This window comes from Chitinophaga caeni, assembly GCF_002557795.1.
Classification (GTDB): Bacteria; Bacteroidota; Bacteroidia; order Chitinophagales; family Chitinophagaceae; genus Chitinophaga; species Chitinophaga caeni.
Window position 1 is genome coordinate 3,387,692 of the sequence record NZ_CP023777.1, and the last position, 15,051, is coordinate 3,402,742.

At 41.6% G+C, this 15,051-nt stretch carries 12 protein-coding genes and 1 tRNA gene; 7 read left to right on the forward strand and 6 right to left on the reverse strand.

Annotated elements, in window-relative coordinates; genetic code table 11:
• Window positions 1-81: 81 nt before the first annotated feature.
• The 6 genes from COR50_RS14335 to COR50_RS14360 all read right to left on the reverse strand — a co-directional run bounded on the left by COR50_RS14335 (window position 82) and on the right by COR50_RS14360 (window position 10,695).
• Entirely contained in the window at window positions 82-2,541 is a 2,460-nt protein-coding gene (locus COR50_RS14335) for a glutaminase family protein (protein ID WP_098194619.1), read from the reverse strand.
• Between the two features lie 108 nt (window positions 2,542-2,649).
• Window positions 2,650-4,329: an arylsulfatase gene (locus tag COR50_RS14340; RefSeq protein WP_098194620.1), complete on the reverse strand. Its 1,680-nt coding sequence runs from the start codon at window positions 4,327-4,329 to the stop codon at window positions 2,650-2,652.
• A 696-nt stretch (window positions 4,330-5,025) separates the two neighbouring features.
• Window positions 5,026-5,688: a DUF4412 domain-containing protein gene (locus COR50_RS14345; RefSeq protein WP_157760876.1), complete on the reverse strand. Its 663-nt coding sequence runs from the start codon at window positions 5,686-5,688 to the stop codon at window positions 5,026-5,028.
• A 7-nt stretch (window positions 5,689-5,695) separates the two neighbouring features.
• Window positions 5,696-8,392, reverse strand: a complete 2,697-nt coding sequence (locus COR50_RS14350) for an outer membrane beta-barrel protein (protein WP_198405655.1) — start codon at window positions 8,390-8,392, stop codon at window positions 5,696-5,698.
• Window positions 8,393-8,551: 159 nt separating this feature from the next.
• On the reverse strand, window positions 8,552-9,253 hold the full coding sequence (locus COR50_RS14355; RefSeq protein WP_098194623.1) for a response regulator transcription factor: 702 nt from the start codon (window positions 9,251-9,253) through the stop codon (window positions 8,552-8,554).
• On the reverse strand, window positions 9,244-10,695 hold the full coding sequence (locus COR50_RS14360; RefSeq protein ID WP_098194624.1) for a sensor histidine kinase: 1,452 nt from the start codon (window positions 10,693-10,695) through the stop codon (window positions 9,244-9,246). Before COR50_RS14360 ends, COR50_RS14355 begins: the two co-directional genes overlap by 10 nt.
• A gap of 131 nt (window positions 10,696-10,826) precedes the next feature.
• Here COR50_RS14360 and COR50_RS14365 point away from each other — a divergent pair.
• The 7 genes from COR50_RS14365 to COR50_RS14395 all read left to right on the forward strand — a co-directional run bounded on the left by COR50_RS14365 (window position 10,827) and on the right by COR50_RS14395 (window position 15,015).
• Window positions 10,827-10,900: transfer RNA gene (locus COR50_RS14365), tRNA-Pro, on the forward strand.
• Between the two features lie 291 nt (window positions 10,901-11,191).
• Window positions 11,192-11,491 (forward strand): Arm DNA-binding domain-containing protein, encoded by a 300-nt coding sequence (locus COR50_RS14370; RefSeq protein WP_098194625.1) that lies wholly within the window; start codon window positions 11,192-11,194, stop codon window positions 11,489-11,491.
• Between the two features lie 42 nt (window positions 11,492-11,533).
• Window positions 11,534-11,962 carry a phage integrase SAM-like domain-containing protein gene (locus tag COR50_RS14375; protein WP_157760880.1) on the forward strand — a complete coding sequence of 143 codons (429 nt, stop codon included), beginning with the start codon at window positions 11,534-11,536 and terminating at the stop codon, window positions 11,960-11,962.
• Window positions 11,963-12,238: 276 nt separating this feature from the next.
• Window positions 12,239-12,997 (forward strand): FRG domain-containing protein, encoded by a 759-nt coding sequence (locus COR50_RS14380; protein ID WP_098194627.1) that lies wholly within the window; start codon window positions 12,239-12,241, stop codon window positions 12,995-12,997.
• A gap of 36 nt (window positions 12,998-13,033) precedes the next feature.
• Entirely contained in the window at window positions 13,034-13,519 is a 486-nt protein-coding gene (locus COR50_RS14385) for a hypothetical protein (RefSeq protein ID WP_098194628.1), read from the forward strand.
• A 166-nt stretch (window positions 13,520-13,685) separates the two neighbouring features.
• On the forward strand, window positions 13,686-14,330 hold the full coding sequence (locus tag COR50_RS14390) for a hypothetical protein (protein ID WP_098194629.1): 645 nt from the start codon (window positions 13,686-13,688) through the stop codon (window positions 14,328-14,330).
• Window positions 14,331-14,685: 355 nt separating this feature from the next.
• A complete protein-coding gene (locus COR50_RS14395; protein ID WP_098194630.1) occupies window positions 14,686-15,015 on the forward strand; it encodes a hypothetical protein in 330 nt (109 codons plus the stop codon).
• The last annotated feature ends 36 nt before the right edge of the window (window positions 15,016-15,051 follow it).

Genomic DNA, 15,051 nt, shown 5'->3' on the forward strand with positions numbered 1-15,051 from the left:
TTATTGATGAAATTGGTAGTTAGTCGACAAAAAAAACCGCTATGTATTTGGCATAGCGGTTTTTATTACGTAAACCTGTTATCAGCGATTCAGTTTATCATTTAGTAATTTCATATAATATCCACCTACCACACTTCTTGCTTGGAAACCGATATGCTTACCGTTAGTAGTTTCATGCCAATCGCTTAAAGGGATGCGATCAGTCGTTTCCAAGGCAAATTTGTAAATTGGGTCGATGAAGGCAGCGAAATCGGCTTGGTTATCCGTGAGAGTTGCCGTCCACATGATCCAATCGTTCTTAGTGTATGTACGGCGACTATCCAACGGTAATCCGTATGCATGCTGCTTGCCGAGGTAGTAGGCAATTTCCTTCTTTGCCACGGAAGCCGGGAAAATATTCAAGCCCAGCACCTTATCCCAAACCAGGTTGTATTTCTGGCTCCAGGTATTATTCTTATCGAATGTTAACGCGTAGTGATCACCTTCATCGGCCATCTGCATCCATCTTTTTGCCATATTGCGGGCTGTATCCCGGTATTGTTGCGCTATTTCTTTATGACCTAGCATATCGGCCAACATACTATAACAGCCGATGCCTACTATCGCTTTAACCGATAAATTTGTATTCCTGGCAAGGTGACCGGCAAAGTCATCCGTGCACAACTGGTTGGCAGGGTCGAAACCATCCGTTACTAAGAAATTTACCCATTGCGTCAGGGTGTTCCAATGTTTTTTAGCGTAGTTCGCATTGCCTTCAACCTTGGCGATAGCCGCGGTGAGGATAATCATATTTCCGGATTCTTCCACCGGCATATCTTCCCCGTAAGTTTGACCGTTGGCTAATGGATAAGTGCCCAAGTCGTGGGCCGCGAAAGGTTTTTTCCATTTGCCGCTTTCACTATAGTAAAAAATACCGTTGAGCATCCCTTTCATCAATTCTGGATTGTATGCCAAGTATAACGGCGCAGAAGGGTAAGTAACATCCACGGTATTGATAGAACCGTTGCTAAAATTCTCTTTTGACAAGAACAATAATTCTCCTTGCGGGCTTTTTACCAATTTATGCGCGGCAATACTTTGACGGTAGGCCAGCACTGATAAGTCGGCATATGCTTTACCACCGCTTTTTTCCAAGTCTTTGTACAGCTCCCCGTTGAAGTCGCGGCATCGTTGCATCACCTTTTTATAGTCTTTAGCCGCAGTAGACAATTCTTGCTCAATGGTTTGACCATATTCCGTTTGCCACCAAGGTTTCAGATTCGTACCGAAATATTGAATGGCATATTCATCATCATAACCGATTAGAAAGAATTGTTCTTTAGTTGAAGCGCCAACAACACCTAAATCGGCGGTAGTATTCAATACCAGCCGTGTTCCTTCAAGTTTATGCTTGCCTTTAATGCTACCCGGGTTAAGGAAAGACGGGGTGGCTTCTGCCACTGGGCTGATATATTGATGTACCTGTTTGCTTTTAGGAGCGCCGATGTACAGGTAGCCCCAATCAATTCTCAGGTCATCTCCCTTTTTAGCTAATACTGACTGGCTTAGCGTACCGGCTTTCAACAGTTGGAGATTTTTGGTAGAGGCATCGCTGGCTACTACAGGTTGAATGCCCGAGTTGGTAGCTAGGTTGGCAGAAGCGCCTAAATACGCACTTACCCGGTGCTTGCTGCCGTCATTTGAACGAACGCTGTAAGTAATATAAGATACCGGGCGAGACAATAATTTAAGGTCTGTAATGATCAGCGGAGAAGTAAAAGTTACCCTGGCATCTACAGGCCCACAACTGAAATCATAAATTGTTTGCGTGGCATTGATCGTAACATTTTTCTGAACAGCCGTTAATACCGACTCATCTAGCTTTTGAGGCACATCCACAGAAATGCCTGCATCGATAAAGGCATCCCCACCGGTATTCACCACGTGAATAGCCAAGATATTTTCGCCCTTTTTCAGTTTCGACACGGCGGCTTCATCGATCGGGAAGTATTCATAATTTCGGGTAACGCCTTTGCGGCTGTGGATCAAGGAACCGTTCAGGTAAACTTCCGCATCATCATCATACTTGATATACAAATAAGCTTTCCCTTTCGGAATGTCATTATTGATTGTAAAATGGCGCCTCAACCAAATCTCGCGGCTATTCCAAATAGTTCCTGCGCCGATACCGGGTAAAGTAAAGGGAGCCGCCCCGCTTTTCCAAGAAGCATCATTAAAACCGGGTTGTTGCCAATCCCCGGAGGGTTTTTGGGTTACATATTTGGCATCGTACGCATTTTCTTCGCTGAGTGGCGCCACCGTTTTGTAGTTGCGGCCTTCATGGCCGATTAATCTATAAAATTTGCCATCCACGTTCAGCATTCCTACAATTGACTGCTCTGCACCTGTCCAATGTTTGGTAGGGGAAGCATTTAATTGATCTGTCATCGACCAAATACTAAAATAGGGGTCATGTGTAATCAATGGATAGGCCGGCGCTTTTTGTTGGGCTGATACGAGTTTTCCTAAGATCAACAATAGGAATGTTAAGGTTTTTTTCATCTAATTAAGTTTAATAAAATTGCTACCAGTTTTTGAAAGAAATTACTCAAAGTGTACCTGTTACTTCTCTATGCAAAATCTATCGCGTTATGGAATATGATTACTAGGTTAATGACTTTTCTTTGGTAAGGCATGATGTTCATGTGCCCATTGTTGCCATTGGTTGGAAAGTTTTTCAACGATTTCAGGATGTTGTCCCGCCAAATCATTAAGCTCCGTTTGATCTTCCCCGATTTTATATAAGTGCCAGGTACTATCAGACGATAAGGAAACCATTTTCCAATTTGCATCCCGTACATACCTGGCATTGTAATGCTCGTTGTACAACGGTGTTCTCGGCTGCACTTTACCATCCTTGATGGCTGGAACCAGGCTCTTCCCGGAATAGGGGCTGATCTTATGCCCGTTATACTCTCCCGGATAAGTGGCCCCTGCCAGCTCGATGAAAGTTGGCATGAAATCCATGACGTGGCCAACCTGGGTTGAATAACCACCTTTTTGAGCAGTTCCGGACGGCCAATGTACGATCATCGGCGTATGGATTCCTCCTTCGTAGGATTGTGCCTTCGCATATTGATAAGGTGTATTGGCAACGTTCGCCCAACGTGGACCGATAGAAGCGAATACTTGCTCCGTGCCCGGCATTACTTTCTTATGCACGGGGTAAACTATTTTTTGACCATTCCTCGTTTCGCTCGGACGGTCAAAACCGGTACCATAGCGACTGCAATCCTCCGGGCTGGCGCCATTATCGCTCAGGAAAACGATCAGGGTATTCTCCCACTCCCCGGTTTCTTTCAAGGTCTTGATAATTCGGCCAATTCCTTGATCCATCCTGTCAACCATGGCGGCATGAACAGCCATGGCGCGGGCATCCCAAGCAGAGTCGGGGTTTTGTTCCCAAGCCAGGTCGCTGTGCCAGCGTGGTGATAAAGGTGCTTTCAAGGTATCGATTAACCCCATTTGCGCCATCCTCCGGTAACGGGCTTGCCGGGTAGCGTCCCAACCTTTTTTATAGGTGTCTTTATATTTTTCAATATCTTCTTCTTTTGCCATTAAAGGCCAATGCGGCGCTGTATGGGCAACATATAAAAAGAACGGTTTATCTTCCTTGCTAAATTGCCTGATATAGCTTACGGCAGTATCATTGATAGCATCGGTATGATAATACCCGGCAGGAACATGTTCCACCGCGTTGGTACCATTCACAAGGCTGAAAGGATCAAAATAGTCCACGACACCCCAAATATTACCATAATACTTTTCGAAACCCCTGTTAACCGGGTATTGCTCCACCGGGGAAAAATAAGGGTGTGAAGCCTGGTGATTCAACCATTTTAACTGCTCTTCCCCCCTTGGTTGTTCAATGGTGTTGGAAACATGCCATTTACCGCTCATAGCCGTATGGTAACCTGCACTTTTCAGTACCTCGGCTAATGTAACCGTATTTTCTGTGAGGTAGCCCCGGTATCCCGGTTCATGGCGATCGCTCGTCATTTCCCCGATGCCCGCATCATGATTGTATAGGCCGGTTAGGAGAGAAGCCCTGGAGGGACAGCAACGGGAAGTGTTATAGAATTGTGTAAACCGCGTTCCACCGGCTGCGAGGGCATCCAAATTGGGTGTCTGGATTTCGCCACCGTAACAACCGATATCCGAATATCCAAGATCATCTGCCAGGATCAGTATGATATTGGGTCGTTTGCTTTGATCCTTGTCCTTCGCGGCATTTTTGCAAGCGGTCAGCAGGCTTGCGAAAATACCCGTGTATACCAAATACCTTTTCATTTTATTCCGTCTCCAATTATTGATTTAAATACATTATTGTCCGACTAAATTTTAACCGGGGAGGACTTTTAATCTCTCAATAGTTCGATTCAATGTTCATCTGCCCGTTTCTTGTACTTTTTTGCTTGCCCCAAAAAGGGCACAAATTGGCCATTACGGCCGCCAATTTGATCACTCGATCCGGCTTTTGTACTACTGTATGGCCCAGCTACCCTTCGCTATCAACAGTGCTAAGTTCCACGGTTCTCTTGGCAGAGCTGAATAGATCATCCTTTGCTTATGTCCTTGACCAGGTAAGGAATCCAAGTAAATTGAATGCAATTTTAGTTGGACAATAATGATTTAAATGGTTAAATAATAACATCGCCATCATGAAAAATCCTATCGTCAATAATGGTATATATGGCTTTTGACCATTTGGTACTATTATAGCAACAGAATTATTCTAAAAGAATATGGAAAATTCAGTCGATGAAATATAATGTGAAGGAGTTTAAATGCCTGGCATACCGTATGCGCAAGCAAAAAACAAGATAGAGCATTGACAAGATACAAAACTTAAGGATATGTTTCGGGAAAATTGCCAGGAGGTATAGAAAAGGTGTTCAATGGTCGTATTTTTACTTGGACTCATTCTACAGAATAGCCTTACAAAATTGATTTTGTAAGGCTATTCCAATCATTATTTGAACCGTATTATAAGCTGAGTTTTCCGTTACTTTCTTCAATAGGTACACCCTCTGGAATTTTTACGGTGCCGGGATCAACCGGTTCGAACTGTATGCTGGTGGCGAGGATAGACATTTTTTTGCTTTCCATACCTAGGATCGCCCCATAAGGGCTGTACATCCCAATAATACCTCCTTTGAAGGGTAGTTTATCCGTTACCCATAAAGTAATCGGGCCGTCATCCGACTTAACTTTTACTTCCTTGCAGGTATAGCCAGCAATTGTCTTGGTTTTGGTGCCTATTTTAGAAGTAGATTGTTTTTCCCCGTTTTCGTCGAATTTTGTTACTATTAATTTCTTCTGGCTACCACTTTCATCGAGTTTAAAAATGGATTGACTGGCCGTTTCAATGAACTTGATACTGTTGTCCATCTGGATTTTCATTTTTACCCCACCTTCTTCAGACTCGGTATTTTCGGGTAGCAGCATTATCTTGGCATTTCCTCCGTTGAAAAATAAAACGGATCGCACGGTAGATGTTTCGGGGATTAAGTCTTTATACTGCAATTGATCCGGTTTTAAAGTAGCATGGATATTTAAAGTTAACTCGTATTGGATTTTACCGGATTCTTGCGCGGAAACGAATCCTGCTACGAACAAGGATAAGCATAATAATATTAGTTTCTTCATGATCATTTTATTTTATTTTTTTGAATTTTCTGAATTTGTATTGAGCGCTCAATAAGAAAAATCGACCGAGTGCTGTATTGCTCCTTTCTTCGATATAACCGTTTCCGACGATACTATTGATACCGGCGTTTTTATTCAGTAAATCTTTCGCTTCAAGTCGCAGGGACCAGGATTTTCCAAAACCTTTTTGCAGGGCCAGGTTGAGGATGGAGATGGTTTGGTTGTAATTTTCACTCATACCAAGGGTTTGGTAAAATTCTATTGAACTTTCACATGTAAAATTCAGGGGAAGTATATGAATAGATTCCAATGAATAGTTCAATAACCAATTGCTTTGATCTTCCAATCCCGGTATTCGCAAGCTCCGTTGATTCCATGTTGCCCTGAATTTTCCGTATAAACTGGTATGGGAACCGATATAATAATTGGCATCTATTTGCGGGTCGATATTTAGCGAGCGGCTAGTGCTGAGAATGTTGTTGTTGTAAATACTTTGTTTGCCGTAACCTATGGAAAGGCTAGTGTTGAGATAAGAACCGTTATTTTTCAAGCGGAAACTTTGCCCGGAAGAAAGGGAGATGTTGTAGTTCCCGGAAATATTAACGGGCTTTATTACCTGTGCCCCGCTATTCAGATCGATGCCAACGCTATCTGTTACAGCAACATCTTCATATTGAGCCTTCGCATTGAGATAAAAATTTTTACCATTTTTGATATCAAATTTCCTGAACCCGGCAGTAATGTTGTGCTTGCGAAGGGGCGACAAGTCCGGATTCCCCATCCTGATATATAATGGATCACTCTTGTCGACTAAGCCTTGCAGATTTTGAATAGAAGGCAGCGACGTATTATAATTGTATTGAAATTTTAAGCGCGATGTTTGTGTCCACTTGTATTCTGAAATGATTTCCGGGGCGAAGGCGGAGAATTTTTGATCGATGGTATAGTCCTGCCATTGTGAACTACCTTTTAATTCGTTCCGGATAAAACCTGCGTTCGCCGTGAAATTGAATCGATCCCAATTCCCGGCCAGCGCCAGCTTGGATTGGCTTTGCCATTGATCCGTTTCTAATAAATCGCTGAGGTCAGGGTTTAAATTGGGATATTGATCGTCTTTAATCCTGGTATCGTACCGGGCACTGCCTAGATATAGACGTTGTCCTGCCTGTAGGAATAAATGCCGGCTAACCGGCATCGTATATATCCCGTTGATATTCGTGTGGAATTGCCGGCTTTCGTTATCAGAAAGCTGGTTAATATCTACCTGCTCTTCATTTTTGACATTATAAAATTTTGTGCTGGAATGATTGGATTGATTTTGCCGGAAAGCATATATTTCGGGTTTCACATTTATCATTAAGGTATTGCCCGGGCGTTTAAAACGGTGGCGCAACAAGATATCCATGGCCCCGGTAACCTGCCGGGATGTAGCATGTAAATTCGCTGTTCCTTCATTCAATAGATCACCCTTCAAACCCAGGGAACTGAAATCACGGTTTTGCGATGAACTGTTTCTATTGATATAAAAATTGGGATTGAACTTGATACTACTTCTAGGATTGATTTTCCAATCGGCGCTAATACCTATTCTATGATTTATCATGTCCTGCACTTGATTGCCCTGTTGCAGGTATTGATAACTCGTATCAACTAATTGCACTAGTTTGTTGTATTCAAATTGGTTCGTGTTTTTGGATTGATTGAAAAAGTAATCGCTTCTCCAACTAAGATTTTTCCAGTCATTGTTAAAATTCAGTCCACCGAATAATACATCCGTCATACCGACCGGCCTGGCGATTTCAGATAGTGCTTCCGCCGATCCACTGATGCTGACCCCTTTCATATGCATTAGATCTGATAAGGCAGCAGGGGGGAGGTTATTCAACATATCAGGGTTGCTGGAAGCCATGCGGATTAACTCCGCGGAACTGAAACCGGATTTGTTCACATTATTGCCTTTTAATAGGGCCGATAGCTGCATATCATCAACCAGGCTATTGATATTAAACCCGGCATCATACCGGTCCCGGTTACCGAATCCCGCATGTGCATTTCCAAAAATGCCCCGTTTACTGTTTTTCTTGGTCACGAGGTTGATGGTTTTAGTTTCCTGTCCATCCTTAATACCGGTAAATTCAGCCATTTCACTTTGTTTATCTAGCACTTGGACTTTGTCGATCATGTCAGCCGGGAGATTCTTGGAAGCAATAGCTGGGTCGCTACCGAAGAACTCTTTACCATCTACTAAAATTCTTTGAACAGTTTCGCCTTGTGCCTTGATGCTGCCGTCACGGTCAACTTGTACTCCGGGCAATTTTCGTAAAAGCTCTTCTACTACGGCGCCATCTTTCGTCTTGAAGCGGGAAGCGTTGTACTCGATGGTATCACCCTTCATACTGACCGGTGGGGTATTATCCCTTACGGTAACTTCTTTCAATTGAACCGCCTTGTTTTCCTGCAACGTAATTTTCGCAGGTAATGCAGCAAAGGAGCCTTCACCGATCGAGAAGGGGAGTTCCAGGTTATGGTAACCCATGGCATTCATTTTAAGCCAATAATTACCCGGGTTTAAACCCATGATGATATTGCCGAGCGAGTCGGTCATACCTTGCAGCATCATATCACCCGTCTTGTCATTAAAGACGCCAAAGCGTTGATACGCCATGGGCGTTTTTTTATCATGAGCTAATATTTGGGTTTTCACAGGCCCGTTTTGGGCTCGTGATGCCGTGGTGAGTAATATGAATAAAAGTAAATGTATGATCCGCATATTGCTTTAGCCATTTGTATGATACAAAGCTAGCTAGCGGATCTAGGAAAGCGGGTTAATGAAGTTGAACTTAACCTTAATGAACATGAATATTTAAATCACGAGCTTGATGCCTTTACCCCTGACATTTATAATTTGAACTTTTTCGTCACCGGAAAGGAACTTACGCAGCCGGGAAATGTAAACATCCATATTCCGGGCATTGAAAAAACTATCATCCCCCCAGAGTTGAAGTAATATGTCTTTCCTGGGTGTTATATTGCGGAGGTTGTCCGTAAGCATTTTGAGGATGTCGGCTTCGCGTTGCGACAGGCGTTGAATTTCTTTATCAAGATGAAGTTCCAGCCGGTTGTAATCGAAACGGTATTGACCAATTGATACGATGGTATTGGGGCCCGGTAGCATGGCAACCGAACCTGCGCTTTGCTTGGATCGTTTCAGGAGCGCCTGCATCCGGAGGATGAGTTCTTCTATGCTAAAGGGTTTCTTAATATAATCATCAGCGCCTACATGAAATCCCTGGATAACGTCCTGCGTTTCGCTTTTTGCCGTGAGGAAGATGAGGGGCGTTTGTTGATCCACCGTCCTGATTTCCTTGACCATAGAGATACCATCTTTTTTAGGCATCATGATATCTACGATGCAGATATCGGGTTTAAATTCCTTGAAGGCGCTGAAGCCCTCCAGCCCGTTAGCAGCGAGGCATACCTCGAACCCTTTGAGCGCAAGCGTTTCTTTTAAAACACCTGCGAGTACGAGTTCGTCTTCTACCAATAAAACTTTGATTACTTCCATACTTTTTTCAATTGGATGCTGAACGTGCTGCCCTTTCCCGGTTCCGTTTTCACGCCGATGCTACCCCCGAGATGTGACAATAAACTCTTAACATGACTTAAACCTAAACCGTAGCCCTTTACATCGTGGATATTGCCATGTGGCACCCGGTAGAATTTATCAAAAATAAAAGGCAATTGAGATTTCTCAATCCCTAAGCCCTCATCTGTGATATCGATCTGGATATATTGATTTTCTTCGCTTAAGTGGATCACTACCGGTTTCGTATCCCGGGGACTATACTTGATAGCATTATCGACCAGGTTAGACAAAACCGTTTCAAGATGTAAAGCCTGGGTTTGAATGACGGGATCCGTTAACTTATTATCAATCGATATCTCGACACCGGGAAGGGAGCGAAACCTATCGGCCACCTTATTCACCAAGACACCGAGATTTATTTCCCGCAGCGATTCCTGGAAACCCTCTTTATTTTCTAATCTCGTTAAGTGGATGATCCGATCCAGTTGTACTTGTAGTTTTTTCAATTCATCGCGCTCCAAGCGTAAGTACCTGCCGGTTTTTTCGGCATCATGGATACCATCAAAATTGAGCAAGGTTTCATTGGTGGCGCTCAGTATGGCAACAGGTGTTTTCAATTCATGTGTAATATTGCTGATGAAATCATTCTTCATGTCTTCCAGTTTCTTCTGTTTCAGGATGATACGCCATAGGATCCAGATGCAAAAGATGATTAACAAAACCAGGAGGAATGACAATATGATAGGGGAGATGATTTTCAGTAACAACCAGGTACTCAAACCTTGGAATTGAGCCGCGATAGCGGGCGTTTGCGTATAATTTTCAGCCTTTAACCTGATGAAGCCCGCTTGGCTGCTGATGCTGTCTTCATTTGCAGGCTGTATGATTCTGAAGGGTAAATCGATGTTCCGGTTAGCAAGTTCTTCATCGTAAAGTTTTTTTAAGACTGCCGTATCAATCATCACGATGTTATCTCTACCCAGGAGGGACGACAGTAGCCTGGTAGGATCGACGCCGAAATTCCGCAGGTCGATATCCTTTTTTACCAGGACGGAATCCTTGTAAGCAGTCCCGGTAGAATCATCAGCGAACAACATGACGGTACCCTTGGTAACGGTTTTCGAGCTGGGCGCTTCTTTGAAGTTAGGGGAGGATTGGAATACACTTTCGAGGTTAATGCTGCGGGAGATCGTTTTTTGTATAGCTTGTCGGCCTGTATCATTACTGGATATATACTCCATTTTGCCCAGTTGCTGAAACAGGGCTTTGTCATAAGCCTTTTGGAAGGCATCAGCCGCCACCTGGTGGAAGCTCTGTTGCTGGCCATTGTAGACCGTATAGAGCCAATACAATTGAAATCCAAGTACCGCTATAGCAGTCGGTACCACGATCCACCATATTCTCCTGACGATTTTATCCATACTTTAAAGATACGGCCATGAATTGATAGCTGAGCTGTTCATTAAGGTTCATTAACATAATTGCAAGGCCTGTTAACAAGGAACATTTTTTGAAAATTTGCCGGAGACTATTATATTTGGGAGCAGATTTTCGGGATGTAGCGCAGCCCGGTAGCGCGCTTCGTTCGGGACGAAGAGGCCGCTGGTTCGAATCCAGTCATCCCGACTTTTGACGATTTAAATAACATCAAACCCTTGTAAATGATAGTGTTTACAAGGGTTTTTTATTTTTTCCGTATCAATTTATTGCAACAAATATCCAAGTTCTCGTGAGTAATTCCGTGAGTAATTTTTTTTGATACTTTTGACTCACGGAATAGCTAGTAATATACTGATTGTCAATATTTTGTATTGAAATAAGTAGCTATTGTTTAGCCTCGTTTGAAATCCTTTTCGGTGTATTTACGGCTGCTATTCTTAGGACGAGTTTAAACACGTTCAAATTAAATCGTTTTGTATGAGAACAGAAGCCACATTCTCCGTTGATTTTGTCATGCGCAAAAAGGAAAGCGACCCACATCGTGGATATATATACGCAAGAATTACGGTCGATGGAGACATCAAAGAATTATCCCTTAAGGAGGAAGTCAGTTCCGAAAGCTGGATACCGGGCAGCGAATGCTTAAAGGGAAGAGCTGCCGAAGTTCAGAAGATCAACAATTATATTGAAGACGTCCGTTCAAAAATACGGCAAAAGTACAGGGAGCTGCAAGATAGTGGTAAGCGGATGTCTGCTGATCTTGTAAAGCAGGCCTAGCTCGGGAAGTTCATAAAGAAATCCGGGCACACTTTAAATCAGTTGACCGCTTACCACAGGAAGATCAATACAGGTATCCTCGCAAAGGGCACGATGAAAAACTACGGTGCAACTGAAAAGTACTTCAAAAACTTTCTAACAACACAACTACATAGGGATGATATATTTCTAATTGAATTGGACTACGAATTCCTCACAGAGTTTGAGCATTATGTAAGAAACAATCCAATAAAGGCATCCGATCCATGTGTCGGAAATGGGGTTATTAAACATCTGCAACGGCTCAGGGGCATGGTTTCCTGGGCAAAAAAATTGAAATGGATAGAGATCGATCCCCTCGAAGACTACACGCAGAACCCTAAAAAGCCGAAGAGGAAGAAACTGGACCTTTATGAACTGATGCGCATTGAACAGCATCAACGAGCTGTGCGATGCCGGTGTCGGGATGGCCGCCCTGGAGAAACTGGCTGATGCCGATGCCTTCCGCTCGCTCCCTGGGGCCGGATCGCCGGCTGGGCCTTATGAGATGTTTATCCCATTACGATGCTATTGATGTATAAATACGTATAGCGCAAAATGAATAATTGATCGTTGTGAGTAAAAATTTATACAAAATACGCATTGCGTATTGTTTTTACAATCAATTGATTAACAGTGCTAATCGGGTTAATATTAAATATTTTGAAAATTGGACGATTGCGTCTATTTTCGAGTTATGGGCTATGTTAAACGACAGACAATCGACATATGGAAACAATTAAAATAGACAGTTTAGAAAAGTTAATTGAGTTGGTGACAACTGGAGAATTTGGATGCGGACACGTTGTTTTTCGTGGTGTGACAGACGCTAAAAATCATAAACTTGTTCCTTCTGTTGGACGAATTGACGAATCAATTTTATGCGGACTATCAATTGCTGAATACGAAAGAGAAACCTTAAACAGATTTAAGTTGAGAGCAAACTCGGAGATTAACCCTCAACCCAAAGACGATTGGGAATGGCTTGCATTAGCACAACACCACGGTTTGCCGACAAGACTTCTTGACTGGACTTCAAGTCCATTAATAGCTTTGTATTTTGCGACCAAACCTGAATTTCAAAATGATGGTAGTTTAAAAAAGTGTAATGACAATGGCGGTGCAATTTTTGCATTTCATACTTGTAGTTATTTGGACACAAGTTGTTTGGCTCCTCCGACAGACTTTACTGAGTTCGGACTCTTTTACCCTCCGCATATAACTAGACGAATAACTGGTCAGTTCGGACTTTTTTCTATTCAAGCCGACCCTACTAAAGAACTAAACGAAGAGATTGACGAGAACGAAGGAAACTGGATAAAGAAAATTGAATTTAGCTGCGAGACTGCTCAACAAATTCAAAAGCAACTTTACCTATTAGGTATTAGACACGAAACGGTATTCCCAGACCTTGACGGATTTACGTTTGACTTGAAAGTTAAATTTAATGTTACAAGTTGCCATACTGTAAAGAACTTATGCTGGTAGAGAGAAGAAACACATCTCGACAATAATTAAAAAATTATGCAAATATTTGAATTTGAAATTCCTGCCCACACAACAAGGCGAGAATGGGCAGTTTATGTAATAGTGGCACGACAAAACACAACTAACAATAAAATATTTTATGTTGGCAAGGTTGGCGACAACAGGGACGGATGTAATCCCATAATTTCTAGAATTGGAAACCATTTTTCTCATAACAAAATTCATTCACAATTGCGAAATAAAATATCAGAAACGACTTTGTTTGACTACAAGGTTTACTACGCAACATTTGGGCAATATAAAATTGAAACACAAAATACTGACAAAGAAAAAGTGAATGAACTTGAAAGACAACTAAACCGTTACATTCAACAAAATTTACAAACCTTGGACAACATAGAGTTTTTAAATCCTTACAAAGCAGTTGGAGTAAGCAAGAAAAAGGAAAATGACAGACAACAGTTACTAACTGAAGACGAACGAAAAAAACTTAAAGAACTTGCAGACAGAGCAACAATATAGAAACACAGCCTATAACAGGCGTTTGGCTCAATGGCGGGTGACGTAGTTAATTAAACATTCTACCTCACATCAACTTTTGTGGTGTATTGACAGTTTTGTGCTCCGAAATCCGCCACTGCGCCAAGCGCCAAACCGTTATGGGCAATTTTAAGACGACCACTATAAAATGAAAGAACCAATTGAAATATTAGTTTTGGAAAGACACATAATTAAGTTTTATGACGAAACTGATTATGCTTTTGGATCTTCTGACAACATCAAAAATTACGACAAGATTTTTACAAGTGGCGACAGCAACGTTTTGACAAGTCAAATTGGAGTTGAACTATTTGAAGATGAAAAATTAGTTACAAATTGCTTAATTGGTTCAGAAGGAGGAGTGACAGGGATAAATGACAATTCATTACTCATAAGTTATGGTGGAATCGTAATCTGTTGTGCAAACACCATATTTAAGCTAACAATTCCTGACTTAAAGTTGGAATGGAAAACAATCACTGATACGGCATCTTGTTTTGGTATTTACTACCTTGACAAAGATTATGTTGTTCACGGAGAGCTTGAAATTTCACGGCTTGACAAAAATGGTAAAATAATTTGGCAACAAGGTGGACGTGACATTTGGACAACAGCAGAAGGAATTGACGACTTTGCTGTTTATGACGACCATATTTTAGCGACTGATTGGAATTATAACAGATATAAGTTTGATTTTGACGGCAAACTATTAGAAGAATACAAAGTTGAGCCAACCAAGACAACACAAATAATAGAAGAACAGGCAAAAAAGAAATGGTGGAAAATATGGTAATAAGAAAAACTGGCCATAACATCATATTGGTAATAGTGGAGCTGACAGTTATAAACTCAACATTTGTAATTTTATTGGGCATGTGCAAGTGTTGATCTGACGTTTTTCAAATGCACCACATTCGCCAATACGTAAAACGTTAGCAGCTATATTAAGAACACTCCAACTTAGACAATGACAAATCAGACAACAAAAGAATATCTAAATTACTTCGTGGCTTCTCAAAAGCCAAACTTTGCGGTAATGTTAAAAGGGAAATGAGGTGCAGGGAAAACATATTTCATTAGAGGAATAATTGAAGAATGGGAAAATGCACATGTAATTGAAGAAGGCGATATAAATTTAAAACCCGTGTATGTTTCACTTAATGGCGTTGCTAAAAAAAAGTGAAATTATTGAATCTCTAAAGGCTAAAATATCTCCATTTCTATATTCGAAAGGTGCAAAATTCGCATCCGACATTTTCAAAGGTTTTATCAAATCAACGTTAAAAATTGATTTTGACTATGACAAAGACAATAAAGCTGACGGAAGTATCAATATAAAATTTGATCCAATCTCTATTTTCAAATCTTCAAATGATAAAATCAAAGGGAATCGTATAATGATATTTGATGATGTTGAACGTTGTAAAATCCCACTTGACGAACTATATGGTTTTATTAATGATTTTGTAGAACATTAGCAATGCAAAGTAATCTTGATTTCTGACGAGGACTAG

What these genes read in the sequence shown, in the direction of transcription:
- COR50_RS14355 (WP_098194623.1), bottom strand. Translation starts at nt 9,253, where the DNA reads ATGGAAGTAATCAAAGTTTTATTGGTAGAAGACGAACTCGTACTCGCA.
- COR50_RS14380 (WP_098194627.1), top strand. Translation starts at nt 12,239, where the DNA reads ATGGAAACAATTAAAATAGACAGTTTAGAAAAGTTAATTGAGTTGGTG.
- COR50_RS14395 (WP_098194630.1), top strand. Translation starts at nt 14,686, where the DNA reads ATGTTTCACTTAATGGCGTTGCTAAAAAAAAGTGAAATTATTGAATCT.
- COR50_RS14390 (WP_098194629.1), top strand. Translation starts at nt 13,686, where the DNA reads ATGAAAGAACCAATTGAAATATTAGTTTTGGAAAGACACATAATTAAG.
- COR50_RS14345 (WP_157760876.1), bottom strand. Translation starts at nt 5,688, where the DNA reads ATGAAGAAACTAATATTATTATGCTTATCCTTGTTCGTAGCAGGATTC.
- COR50_RS14335 (WP_098194619.1), bottom strand. Translation starts at nt 2,541, where the DNA reads ATGAAAAAAACCTTAACATTCCTATTGTTGATCTTAGGAAAACTCGTA.
- COR50_RS14360 (WP_098194624.1), bottom strand. Translation starts at nt 10,695, where the DNA reads ATGGATAAAATCGTCAGGAGAATATGGTGGATCGTGGTACCGACTGCT.
- COR50_RS14385 (WP_098194628.1), top strand. Translation starts at nt 13,034, where the DNA reads ATGCAAATATTTGAATTTGAAATTCCTGCCCACACAACAAGGCGAGAA.
- COR50_RS14340 (WP_098194620.1), bottom strand. Translation starts at nt 4,329, where the DNA reads ATGAAAAGGTATTTGGTATACACGGGTATTTTCGCAAGCCTGCTGACC.
- COR50_RS14370 (WP_098194625.1), top strand. Translation starts at nt 11,192, where the DNA reads ATGAGAACAGAAGCCACATTCTCCGTTGATTTTGTCATGCGCAAAAAG.